The organism is Streptomyces sp. MCA2, assembly GCF_023544705.1.
In the GTDB taxonomy this organism is placed as follows: Bacteria; Actinomycetota; Actinomycetes; order Streptomycetales; family Streptomycetaceae; genus Streptomyces; species Streptomyces decoyicus.
Map to the genome: position 1 here is coordinate 199,636 of NZ_JAMJFM010000009.1, position 12,115 is coordinate 211,750.

Genomic DNA, 12,115 nt, shown 5'->3' on the forward strand with positions numbered 1-12,115 from the left:
CCGAATGCCGCCCGAATGCCGCCCGGATCCCGCCGGGCGACCGCAGCACCCCGGTCAGTCCGGTGTGACGCGGTAGAGCACCGTGCTGTGCGGCGGCACCTCCCGCGCCACGATCGTGTCGTCGCTGTGCGTGCGGCGGCCGGTCACCAGGTCGTGCAGCCGGTAGGAGCCGGCCGCCGGCAGTCCGGCCGCGGCGGCCGTGACGGAGAGCGTGCGCGGTGCGTCGCCCGAGTTGAACAGGGCGATCGCCCGGTCGCCGTTCTTCAGCGGTTTGGCCAGCACCGCGGAGCCGTCGTCCTGCTGCACGAGGTCCCCCTGGACGCCGAGCGCATCCTGGTCGACGGCGATGACCTCCTTGTTCCCCAGCACCTTGCGGGCCGCCGGGGACAGATTGCCGACGTCGGTGCTGGAGATCAGGGGAGCGGCCATCATCGCCCACAGCGACATCTGGCTCTGCATCTCCCGCGCTGTCAGGCCCGTGTCACCGGCCAGCAGGAAGTCCGGGTCGTTCCAGCGGCCGGGGCGCTGGAGGCCGGCCAGCCGCGCGTTGTAGCGGAAGTTGTAGACGATGGAGGACCACTTCGCGGCCGGGGTGCTCTTCTGGAGCGCCACATCGCGCCCGCCCCGCCACAGATTGCCGACCTCGGCCGACCAGCCGATGACCCGGTGCCAGACGCTGTCGCCGTCGAACTGGAAGTAGGCCGGTGCCGACACCGAGAAGGTGATCGGGCGGCCGGTGGCCCGGAGCGCGCGGCTCATCTGCCCGTACAGGTCCCGGTAGGTCTCCTCCTTGGAGTGCCCCGGCGCGACGGGCACATTGCAGCCGTCCGCCTTGACGTAGTCGACCTTCCAGCGGGCGAACAGCTCCGCGTCCTGCTGAAAATGGCCAAGACTGCCCGGATACTTCTCACAGGTGAGAGTGCCGACGTCCTCATAGATCCCGAACTTCAGTCCCAGCGCGTGCAGCTGCCGCCCGAGGTAGGCCATGCCGTGCGGGAACTTCGTCCGGTCGGCCGTCAGCTCCCCCTGGGGCCCGCGCTGCCGGCTCATCCAGCAGTCGTCGACGGTGACGGTGCGATAGCCCTGCCGCGCCAGCCCCGAACGGACCAGGGCCCGCGCATTGTCGAGGACGACCTTCTCGTTGATGTCGCACATGTAGTACGACCAGTTGTTCCAGCCCATCGGGGGTCTGGGGGCCAGATTCGGATACGCCCCGGCGGCGTGCCGGGCGCCGGCCGCACGGGCCGGACCGTCGGCGGCGGAGGCGGGCGCGGGGGCCGCGAGCAGCCCGGCGGAGCAGGCGGCGACGGCGGTCAGTCCGGCGAGGGTGCGGCCGAGGCGGGGTAGCGAGGAGTGGGACACGGGTCACCTCACGGGTGGGCGGGACGGCCTGCGGAGAGGGTGGCGGGGGCGGTGCCGGGGCGGAGCACGGCCGGACGCTAGGAGCAGCCCCCTGCCCGGTCAAGAAGCCGCACCGACCCGGGGAGAGGTTTCAGCCGCCTGCACCTGGCGACCGAGATCACCGCGTGCTACCAAGGGGCATGCCGGAACGGACTTCGTATGACGCGGTCATCGTCGGCGGCGGGCACAACGGGCTGGTCGCCGCCGCCTATCTCGCGCGCGCAGGGCGCAGTGTGCTGGTGCTGGAGCGGCTGGACCACACCGGTGGGGCCGCCGTGTCGACCCGGGCGTTCGCCGGGGTCGATGCCCGGCTGTCCCGTTACTCCTACCTCGTCAGCCTGCTGCCGCCGAAGATCGTGCGGGAGCTCGGTCTGCGCTTCGCGGTCCGCAAACGCACCGTCTCCTCCTACACCCCCGCCGTGCGCGACGGCCGCCCCACCGGTCTCCTCGTCGGCGGCGGCGATGCCCGGACCCGTACCGCCTTCGCCGAACTCACCGGCTCCGACCGGGAGTTCACCGCCTGGCAGCGCTTCTACGGCACCACCGGGCGCCTCGCCGCACGCGTCTTCCCCACCCTGACCGAGCCCCTCCCCACCCGCGCCACGCTGCGCGCCACCGTCGACGACGACGCCACCTGGCACGCCCTGTTCGAACGTCCCCTGGGGGAGGTGGTCGAGGAGACCTTCAGCGACGACCTGGTCCGCGGGGTGGTCCTCACCGACGCCCTCATCGGCACCTTCGCCACCGCCCATGATCCGTCCCTGCGTCAGAACCGCTGTTTCCTCTACCACGTCATCGGCGGCGGCACCGGAGACTGGGACGTGCCCATCGGCGGTATGGGGGCCCTCACCGACGCGCTGGCCGACGCCGCCCGCCGGGCCGGGGCGGAGATCGTCACCGACTGCGAGGTCACCGGGATCGCGACGGACGGCCGCACCGCGGAGGTGACCTGCGACCAGGGCACCGTCGGCGCCCGCCGGGTCCTGGTCAACGCCGCCCCGCGCGAGCTGGCCCGCCTGCTGGGCGAGGCCCCGCCGCCGCCCGCCGAGGGCGCCCAGCTCAAGGTCAACATGCTGCTCACCCGGCTGCCGCGGCTGCGGGACACCCGTGTGGACGCACGGGAGGCCTTCTCCGGCACGTTCCATATCGCCGAGGGCTACCGCCAACTGGAGAGCGCCTACCAACAGGCCGCGTCCGGTACCCTCCCCTCCTCCCCGCCGTCCGAGATCTACTGCCACTCCCTCACCGACCCCTCCATCCTCGGCGCCGACCTGGTCCGCCAGGGCTACCAGACGCTCACCCTGTTCGGCCTGCACGCCCCTGCGAGCCTGTTCACCCCCGACAACGACACCACCCGCGACCGCCTGCTGGCGGCCACCCTCGCCGAACTCGACACCCACCTCGCCGAACCGCTCGCCGACTGCCTGGCCCATGACGCCGACGGCCGCCCCTGCATCGAGGCCCGGTCCCCCCTCGACCTGGACCGCGAACTCGGCCTGCCGGGCGGCAACATCTTCCACCGGGACCTGGCCTTCCCGTATGCCGATCCCTCGGACGAGGCCCTCGGCGACGCCCGGTCCGCCCCGGCCCGCTGGGGCGTGGCGACCACCCACCCCAACGTCCTCCTGTGCGGGGCGGGCGCGGTACGCGGCGGGGGCGTGAGCGGCATCCCGGGGCACAACGCGGCGATGGCGGTATTGGAGGAGGGGTGAGGGGCGGGGCCGGCCGACCCGGCGTCCCGGGACGGCCGCGGGCCGCCCGTCCCGGCGGCCGGGACCAAGTTTCTGACGCTGCATCAGAAACTCTCTTCCCTCGTACGGCCCGCTGCGGCATCCTTCGCCCATGCAGACGGAGCTGAGCAACACGCTGGGAGTCGAGCACGCCGTCTTCGGGTTCACGCCGTTTCCCGCGGTCGCCGCGGCGATCACCCGGGCCGGCGGGTTCGGCGTGCTCGGCGCGGTGCGCTACACCGCGCCGGACGAACTGGCCCGCGACCTGGACTGGATGCAGGAGCACACCGACGGGCTGCCCTACGGGCTCGATGTGGTCATGCCCGCCAAGAAGGTGGAAGGGGTCACCGAGGCCGAGGTCGAGGCGATGATCCCGGAGGGGCACCGCCGCTTCGTCACCGAACTCCTCGACAAACACCAGGTACCGCAGCTCGCGGCGGGCGAGGCGTCCGGCTGGCGGATCACCGGGTGGATGGAGCAGGTCGCCCGCTCCCAGCTCGATGTGGCCTTCGACTATCCGATCAAGCTGCTGGCCAACGCCCTCGGCTCACCGCCGCCCGACATCATCCGGCGCGCCCACGACCACGGTGTCCTCGTCGCCGCGCTGGCCGGCAGCCCGCGGCACGCACGGCACCACAAGGCCGCCGGTATCGACATCGTCGTCGCCCAGGGGTACGAGGCGGGCGGGCACACCGGCGAGATCGCCACCATGGTCCTCACCCCGGAAGTCGTGGCCGCCGTCGACCCGCTGCCGGTGCTCGCCGCGGGCGGCATCGGCACCGGCGAGCAGATCGCCGCCGGACTCGCCCTCGGCGCCCAGGGCGTCTGGCTGGGCTCGCTCTGGCTGACCACCGAGGAGGCCGACCTGCACTCCCGGCGGCTGACCGCGAAACTGCTGGCCGCGGGCGCGGGCGACACCGTCCGCTCCCGCGCCCTGACCGGCAAACCCGCCCGCCAGCTGCGTACCGAGTGGACCGACGCCTGGGACGATCCGGACGGTCCCGGCCCGCTGCCGATGCCGTTGCAGGGCCTGCTGGTCGCCGAGGCCAACTCCCGTATCCAGCGGCACGAGGTCGAACCGCTGCTGGGCACCCCGGTCGGCCAGATCGTCGGACGGATGAACAGCGAGCGCAGCGTACAGGCCGTCTTCGACGACCTCACCCGTGGCTTCGAGCGGGCCATCGACCGCATCAACCGCATCGCCGGACGTGCCTGATCCCGAGGAGGACAGCGGAATGACCCAAGACTCCCCACCGCCCAACGGCTTCTGGGCGCAGGCCGCCGCCGACCCGGACCGTACGGTCCTGATCGCCCCGGACGGCGAGGAGTGGACCGCGGGCCGGCTGCACGCCGCGAGCAACCGGCTGGTCCACGGGCTGCGTGCGGCGGGCCTGGAGCGCGGCGACGCGTTCGCCGTGGTCCTCCCCAACGGCGTCGAGTTCTTCACCGCCCACCTCGCCGCGTCCCAGGCGGGTTTCTACCTCGTCCCCGTCAACCACCACCTGGTCGGCCCGGAGATCGCCTGGATCGTCGCCGACTCCGGGGCGAAGGTGCTGATCGCGCACGAGCGGTTCGCGGAGGCGGCCCGGCACGCCGCGGACGAGGCGAAGCTGCCGGGGTCGCACCGCCACGCCGTCGGTCACATCGACGGCTTCCGGCCGTACGACCGACTCCTCGACGGGCAGCCCGAGTCCGCGCCCGCCGACCGGACCCTGGGCTGGGTCATGAACTACACCTCGGGCACCACGGGGCGCCCGCGCGGTATCCGCCGCCCGCTGCCCGGTACCGCACCCGAGGACGCCTACCTCGGCGGTTTCCTCGGCATCTTCGGCATCAAGCCGTTCGAGGGCAATGTCCATCTGGTCTGCTCGCCGCTCTACCACACGGCCGTGCTGCAATTCGCCGGCGCCTCGCTGCACCTCGGCCACCGCCTCGTCCTGATGGACAAGTGGACGCCGCAGGGCATGCTGGCCCTGATCGACACGCACCGCTGCACCCACACGCATATGGTGCCCACCCAGTTCCACCGGCTGCTCGCACTGCCCGAGGAGACCCGCGCGGCGTACGACGTGAGCTCGATGCGGCACGCCATTCACGGCGCCGCGCCCTGCCCCGACCACGTCAAACGCGCGATGATCGACTGGTGGGGCGGCTGTGTCGAGGAGTACTACGCCGCCAGTGAGGGCGGCGGCGCCTTCGCGACCGCAGAGGACTGGCTCAAACGGCCAGGGACGGTCGGCAAGGCCTGGCCGATCAGCGAACTGGCGGTCTTCGACGACGACGGCAACCGGCTGCCCGCGGGCGAACTCGGCACCGTCTACATGAAGATGAACACCGGCGGCTTCAGCTACCACAAGGACGAGGGGAAGACGAAGAAGAACCGGATCGGTGACTTCTTCACCGTCGGCGACCTCGGATATCTGGATGCGGACGGGTATCTCTTCCTCCGCGACCGCAAGATCGATATGATCATCTCGGGCGGGGTGAACATCTACCCCGCCGAGATCGAATCCGCCCTGCTCGGCCACCCCGCCGTCGCCGACGCGGCCGCCTTCGGCATCCCGCACGACGACTGGGGCGAGGAGGTCAAGGCCGTCGTGGAGCCCGCCGAGGGACAAGCGCCGGGGCCCGGTCTGGCCGCCGAGCTCCTGGCCCACTGCGCGCGGCAACTGGCCGGCTACAAACGGCCCAAGTCGGTCGACTTCATCACCGTCATGCCGCGCGACCCCAACGGCAAGCTCTACAAGCGGCGGCTGCGCGACCCGTACTGGGAGGGGCGGGAGCGCGCCGTGTAGCCCTGCGTCCCGGACAGCCGCCGGCGGCCGGTCCCACCCCTCCGGGGACCGGCCGCCGCGGCATCGCCTGCCGTGCCCGTCAGGGGCGCACGCGCAGCACCCGCAGACCGGGCGCGGCGGCGATGTCCTTGGCGCGGAACCGCTCCCGGACCATCCGGCCGGCCGCGTACGGCGCCACCCCGGCGAGCAGAAGAGCTCTGAGATGGTTGCGCATGATTCCTCCCAACGGACGGGAGAGCAAAGGCGGTTGAGCGTACCAAGCGGTCGGTCATCACATCCGGGGAACCGCGGCACCAGGAGGCGGGTGGCGGAGGCCGGCAGTGACATGCGGCGGGCGGCGGGACCCTGGCAGTGCCCCGAGGCGGGCGACGGGGAGCCGGCGGCAGCATGAGCGCGGGGGCTGCCGTGCCGCACTCCGGTCGGGTGGCTTGACCCGGCGTGAGGGGCCGCCGAGGATCGCGCCATGACGCAAGCGCGGAGCAATACGGTCGACGGAGTCCTGCGGCGCAGCGCCCGCCGGGTGCCCGGACGCACGGCGGTGCGGTACGCGGACCGGGCCTGGACCTATCGCGCGCTGGACGACGCGGTGACCGCCGCGGCCCGGGTGCTGCGGGCGGACGGTCTGCGGCCCGGCGACCGGGTCGCCTCCTACGGCCACAACTCGGATGCGTATCTGATCGGATTTCTGGCCTGCGCCCGCGCCGGACTGGTGCATGTGCCGGTCAACCACAGCCTCACCGGCGAGGATCTGCGCTACCTCCTGGAGCAGTCGGGCAGTGCGCTGGTGCTCACCGACGCCGCGCTCGCGCACCGGCTGCCGGACGCCGTCCGCACCATGCCCCTGTACGGGGCGCCCGACGGACTGCTGGAGCGGCTCGCGGTCCACGACGCGCCGGATACCGCCGGGCCGGATGCCGCCGGGCCGGACGCCGAGGTGCCCGACGACGCCCTCGTCCAGCTGCTGTACACCTCGGGCACCACCGCCCTGCCCAAGGGAGCGATGATGACCCACCGCGCCCTGGTGCACGAGTACACCAGCGCCGTCGTCGCCCTCGACCTGAAGGAGAGGGACCGGCCGGTTCACTCGCTCCCGCTCTACCACTCCGCGCAGATGCATGTGTTCCTGCTGCCCTACCTGGCGGTGGGCGCGGAGAACACCATCCTGGACGGACCCGACCCGGGAGAGATCTTCGACCTGGTGGAAGCGGGCCGGGCCGACAGCCTGTTCGCGCCGCCGACCGTATGGATCGCGCTGTCGCACCACCCCGGCTTCACCACCCGGGAGCTGAGCGGGCTGCGCAAGGCCTACTACGGTGCCTCGATCATGCCGGTGCCGGTCCTGGAGCGGCTCCGCGCCCGGCTGCCGGGACTCGCCTTCTACAACTGCTTCGGGCAGAGCGAGATCGGGCCGCTGGCCACCGTGCTCGGCCCCGGCGAACACGAGGGCCGGATGGACTCCTGCGGGCGCCCGGTGCTGTTCGTCGAGGCCCGGGTGGTGGACGAGGAGGGCCGTGAGGTACCGGACGGCACCCGGGGCGAGGTCGTCTACCGCTCCCCCCAACTGTGCACCGGCTACTGGGACAAGCCGGAGGAGACCGCCGAGGCGTTCCGGGACGGCTGGTTCCACTCCGGCGATCTCGCCGTCCGTGACGCGGAGGGCTATTTCACGGTGGTCGACCGGGTCAAGGACGTCATCAACTCCGGCGGCGTCCTGGTCGCCTCCCGTCAGGTGGAGGACGTGCTCTACGAGCATCCGCGGGTGGCCGAGGTCGCGGTCATCGGGCTGCCGGACGAGCGCTGGATCGAGGCGGTGACCGCGGTGGTCGTACGGCGTACGGACGGTGCGGGCGGTGCCGGGGACGAGGCCGGCGGGGAGGAAGTGGGGGAGGCGGAGCTGATCGCGGCGGCCCGCGCCCGCCTTGCGCCGTTCAAGGCGCCCAAACGGGTGGTGTTCGTGGACGCGCTGCCGCGCAACGCCAGCGGCAAGGTCCTCAAGCGGGAGCTGCGCGCACGGTTCGGCGCGCCCTGAGCCGGGCCCGGCACGGCGTGCGCGAAGGGCGACTGTCAGTGCCCCCTGCGATGCTGGGAATCGGCGCGAAACAGCCGTGAACACCATCCGTGCGACGGAGGACCACCGATGCTGACGACCCATTTTGTTCCGGGCACCCCGAACTGGCTCGACCTCGGGGCCCCGGACATCGACGACGCCGTCTCCTTCTACGCCGCCGTGTTCGGCTGGACCTTCCAGTCGGCCGGACCGGACGCCGGCGGGTACGGCTTCTTCCAGCTCGACGGCAGGACGGTCGCTGCCGTGGGCCCACTCATGGAGGAGGGCGCCGGCTCCGCCTGGACGGTGTACTTCCAGACCCCCGACGCGGACGCCACGGTCAAGGCGGTGGAGCAGGCCGGCGGCTCGGTGCGCGTCCCGCCGATGGACGTCTTCACCGCGGGCCGGCTGGCCGCCTTCACCGACCCGGCCGGCGGCGACTTCGCCGTGTGGCAGCCGGGCGACGTCCAGGGCCTGGAGACGGTCATGGAGCCGAACTCCCTGTGCTGGACGGAGCTGTACACCACCGACGCGGCCGCCGCGAAGGACTTCTACCGCTCGGTCTTCTCCTGGGGTCATCAAGACATGCCGATGGGCGGCGAAACGGTCTACTCCGTCGTCTCCGCACCGGGCGGCGGCAAGGACGACGACTCGGGGCACGGCGGCATCATGCAGCTGCCGAAGGAGAACCTCCAGGCCGGTTCGACCTCCGAGTGGCACCCGTATTTCGGCGTCACCGACTGCGATGCCGCCTTCGCCACGGCCACCGACCGCGGCGCCACGGTCCTGATCCCGCCCACTGACGCCCCGGGCGTCGGCCGGCTGGCCATGCTCAGGGACCCGGCAGGGGCCCCGTTCGCCCTGATCACCGGGGACCCGACGACGGCCTGAGCCGACCGCCGCCCGGCCGGTGCCCCGCGGACGCGGCGCGGGACCGGCGCCCGCCCGTGAGCCAACGGCGCCTGCCTGCGAGGAGCCGCGTCCGCCTGCGAGGAGCCGCACCCGCCCGCCGGACCGTACGACCAGGACGCCGCGCGGCAGGGCGACGCGCTCCCGGCACCGCACGCACAAATGCCGGGCGCGCAACGGTCCGCGGCGCCTATCGTCCCCGGGGCAGGAGAACGCAGGACCGTCGGAAGGAGAGAGCGCGGCCATGGTGGGAACGGTGCGGCAGGTGCGGCAGGAGCGGTGGACGGCGTCCGGAGTCCGGCTCCGTCAGGTCACCTCCGGTGGCGGCCGCGGAAACTGGCTCTTCGTGCCCGGCGGACCAGGACTGGGCTCCGAGTCCCTGCACGGCCTGGTGACGGCGGCCCAGGTCCCCGGAGCCGCCTGGCTGGTCGATCTGCCCGGCGACGGCTCCAACCGCGACCGTCCCGCGATTCCCGCCGACCCCTACGCCCACTGGCCGGGAGTCCTGACGGAGGCCGCGCAGGCGCTGGACGACGTGGTGATGGTCGGTCACTCCACCGGCGGCATGTTCCTGCTGTCCGTCCCGGAACTCGCGGCACAGCTCACGGGCCTGGCGCTGATCAGCAGCGCCCCGCACGCCGGCTGGCGCCCCGCCTTCGCCCGCTACGCCCAGGACCACCCGCTCCCCGGAGTCGACACCGCCGCCGAGCGCCATGCCCGGCAGCCGGACGACCGGACCCTGCGTGCCCTGACGCTGGCCGCCGCGCCATGGAACTTCAGCCCGTCAGCGGCCGCCGACGGCCAGGCGCTCCTTGCGGGCCTCCCGTACTGCCATGACGCGGTGGCCTGGGCCGACGCCCACTTCGACGACAGCTACCGGGCCCGCTGGACACCACGGACCCTGCCGACCCTGATCGTCAGCGGCGGCCAGGACCACATCGTCGACCAGCGGCTCTGGCAGGACGAGCCCGGCTTCCACGGTCCGCGCATCCTGCACCGCCGGATCGCGGAAGCCGGCCATTTCCCCTGGATCGAGAACCCCGAAGCCGTCCGGGCGGCCTTCGCCGACCTCACCGGCCTGCTGGATCCCTAGGCCGAATCCCGCGGCCGGGCGTCCACAATGCGCTTGATCTTGCCGACCGAGCGCTCCAGGGTCTCCGGGTCGACGATCTCCACCGCGACCGTGACCCCGATCCCGTCCTTGACGCCGCGCGCGATCAGCCCGGCGGCCACCGTGCGCACCTCGGGGCTCGCGTCCGGCCGGGCCTCGGCGCGCACGGTCAGCCGGTCCATCCGGCCCTCCCGGGTCAGCTTCAGCTGGAAGTGCGGGGCGACCCCGGCCGTCCGCAGCACGATCTCCTCGACCTGCGCGGGGAAGAGATTGACCCCCCGCAGAATGATCATGTCGTCGCAGCGCCCGGTGATCTTCTCCATCCGGCGGAAGGCGGCCCGCGCGGTACCGGGCAGCAGCCGGGTCAGATCCCGGGTGCGATAGCGGATGACCGGCATCGCTTCCTTGGTGAGGGAGGTGAACACCAGCTCGCCGTGCGCCCCCTCCGGCAGTACCTCGCCGGTGATCGGGTCGACCACCTCCGGATAGAAGTGGTCCTCCCAGATGTGGAGCCCGTCCTTGGTCTCCACACACTCCTGGGCGACGCCCGGGCCCATGACCTCCGACAGGCCGTAGATGTCCACGGCGTCGATCGCGAACCGTTCCTCGATCTCGCGGCGCATCTCCTGTGTCCAGGGCTCGGCGCCGAAGACGCCCACCTTGAGCGAGGTCGTACGGGGGTCGACGCCCTGCCGCTCGAACTCGTCCAGCAGGGTGAGCATGTAGGACGGCGTGACCATGATGATCTCGGGCCGGAAGTCCTGGATGATCTGCACCTGCCGGCTGGTCATCCCGCCGGACGCCGGTACGACCGTGCAGCCGAGCCGCTCCGCGCCGTAGTGGGCGCCCAGCCCGCCGGTGAACAGCCCGTATCCGTAGGCGATATGCACGGTGTGACCGGGCCGCCCGCCGGCCGCGTGGAGGGAGCGGGCGACGACATCCGCCCAGTGCGACAGATCGCGCTCGGTGTAGCCGACGACCGTCGGGCGGCCCGTGGTGCCGCTGGAGGCATGCAGACGACGCACCTGTTCCTTGGGGACGGCGAACATCCCGAAGGGGTACTGGGCGCGCAGATCGTCCTTGACGGTGAACGGGAAGCGGGCGAGGTCGCCGAGCGAGCGGCAGTCCCGCGGATGCACCCCGGCCCGGTCGAAGGACTCCCGGTAGAACGGAACGTGGTCATAGGCGTGCTGCAACGAGGCGCGCAGCCGTGTCAGTTGCAGGGTGTGCAACGCCTCCGCGGAGAGTCGTTCCGCATCGTCGAACGTCTCACTGCCCGTAGCCGCTTCCGGCATGGAGTTCACCGCCTCGTGTCCCTACCGATCATTCGGTAGCCGCATGCTGGTCCAAGTAATCAGCGCGCGGCGAACACGTCAAGGGGCGTGGCGCCGACACCTCCCGGGTAGCGTCCAGCGCATGAGTGACGTCCGGAAAGTGCAGGTCGGTGAGGTCCAGCTGGCGTATCGGGTGTGGGGAGAGGAGGACGCGCCCCCGGCCGTGCTGCTCCACTGCCTCGGGGAGGACGGCGAGGACTGGCGCGGTGTGGTCGGCAGGCTCGCCGGTACCCACCGTGTCTACGCCCTCGACCAGCGGGGCCACGGGTACAGCGACTGGCCCGGTGCGTACGGCTTCGAACGGTGGCGGGACGATGCGATCGGCTTCCTCCAGGCACTCGGCCTGGAGCGGGTGATCCTCATCGGGCACTCGCTGGGCGCGGTGGCCGCGCTGCTGCTGGCCGCGGACCGGCCCGAGCTGGTGGACCGGCTCATCCTGGAGGAAGTGGCGCCGCCGCGGCCCGCCGATCCGCCGCAGGAGGTGCCGGAGCAGCCGGCCGGTCCGCAGCCGTTCGACTGGCAGGCCAAGGTCGCCGTGGTGGCGGAGCGCAATGCGCCCGACCCCGTGTGGTGGGAGGCGCTGGAGAAGATCACCGCACCGACCCTGGTCATCGGCGGCGGCGAGTCCAGCCATATCCCGCAGGCGCACCTCGCCGAGCTGGTCGAGCGGATCCCGGACGCCTGTCTGGTGACGGTGGAGGGTGCCGGCCATCTCGTCCACGAGGAGCGCCCCGGGGAGTTCCTCGCCGCGGTCAACTCGTTCCTCGCGCCGCGCCCGTAGCCTGCCG

The 12,115-nt window shown here is 72.3% G+C and carries 10 protein-coding genes; 7 read left to right on the top strand and 3 right to left on the bottom strand.

The annotated features are described in order from the left end of the window. Positions 1-54: 54 nt before the first annotated feature. Positions 55-1,362: a glycoside hydrolase family 27 protein gene (locus M8I34_RS10235; RefSeq protein WP_250049086.1), complete on the bottom strand. Its 1,308-nt coding sequence runs from the start codon at positions 1,360-1,362 to the stop codon at positions 55-57. A 179-nt stretch (positions 1,363-1,541) separates the two neighbouring features. Between M8I34_RS10235 and M8I34_RS10240 the strand changes: the two genes are divergently transcribed. The 3 genes from M8I34_RS10240 to M8I34_RS10250 all read left to right on the top strand — a co-directional run bounded on the left by M8I34_RS10240 (position 1,542) and on the right by M8I34_RS10250 (position 5,926). Beyond that, positions 1,542-3,113, top strand: a complete 1,572-nt coding sequence (locus tag M8I34_RS10240) for an NAD(P)/FAD-dependent oxidoreductase (protein WP_250049088.1) — start codon at positions 1,542-1,544, stop codon at positions 3,111-3,113. A gap of 130 nt (positions 3,114-3,243) precedes the next feature. Further along, positions 3,244-4,347 carry a nitronate monooxygenase family protein gene (locus tag M8I34_RS10245; RefSeq protein ID WP_250049089.1) on the top strand — a complete coding sequence of 368 codons (1,104 nt, stop codon included), beginning with the start codon at positions 3,244-3,246 and terminating at the stop codon, positions 4,345-4,347. A gap of 19 nt (positions 4,348-4,366) precedes the next feature. Then, entirely contained in the window at positions 4,367-5,926 is a 1,560-nt protein-coding gene (locus M8I34_RS10250; protein WP_250049091.1) for an acyl-CoA synthetase, read from the top strand. Positions 5,927-6,005: 79 nt separating this feature from the next. On the opposite strand, the gene M8I34_RS41255 is transcribed toward M8I34_RS10250, so the two are convergent. Beyond that, positions 6,006-6,140 carry a hypothetical protein gene (locus M8I34_RS41255; protein ID WP_284050146.1) on the bottom strand — a complete coding sequence of 45 codons (135 nt, stop codon included), beginning with the start codon at positions 6,138-6,140 and terminating at the stop codon, positions 6,006-6,008. 249 nt (positions 6,141-6,389) lie between these two features. Here M8I34_RS41255 and M8I34_RS10255 point away from each other — a divergent pair, with 249 nt between their 5' ends. The 3 genes from M8I34_RS10255 to M8I34_RS10265 all read left to right on the top strand — a co-directional run bounded on the left by M8I34_RS10255 (position 6,390) and on the right by M8I34_RS10265 (position 9,975). Further along, entirely contained in the window at positions 6,390-7,955 is a 1,566-nt protein-coding gene (locus M8I34_RS10255) for a fatty acyl-CoA synthetase (RefSeq protein WP_250049093.1), read from the top strand. A gap of 108 nt (positions 7,956-8,063) precedes the next feature. Continuing rightward, entirely contained in the window at positions 8,064-8,864 is an 801-nt protein-coding gene (locus tag M8I34_RS10260; protein WP_250049094.1) for a VOC family protein, read from the top strand. Between the two features lie 262 nt (positions 8,865-9,126). Beyond that, on the top strand, positions 9,127-9,975 hold the full coding sequence (locus M8I34_RS10265) for an alpha/beta fold hydrolase (protein WP_250049101.1): 849 nt from the start codon (positions 9,127-9,129) through the stop codon (positions 9,973-9,975). On the opposite strand, the gene paaK is transcribed toward M8I34_RS10265, so the two are convergent. Beyond that, positions 9,972-11,288 carry a phenylacetate--CoA ligase PaaK gene (paaK, locus tag M8I34_RS10270; protein WP_250049108.1) on the bottom strand — a complete coding sequence of 439 codons (1,317 nt, stop codon included), beginning with the start codon at positions 11,286-11,288 and terminating at the stop codon, positions 9,972-9,974. The two genes, M8I34_RS10265 and paaK, sit on opposite strands and share 4 nt — an antisense overlap. Positions 11,289-11,409: 121 nt before the next feature. Between paaK and M8I34_RS10275 the strand changes: the two genes are divergently transcribed. Then, on the top strand, positions 11,410-12,108 hold the full coding sequence (locus tag M8I34_RS10275; protein WP_250049110.1) for an alpha/beta fold hydrolase: 699 nt from the start codon (positions 11,410-11,412) through the stop codon (positions 12,106-12,108). Positions 12,109-12,115 lie beyond the last annotated feature (7 nt).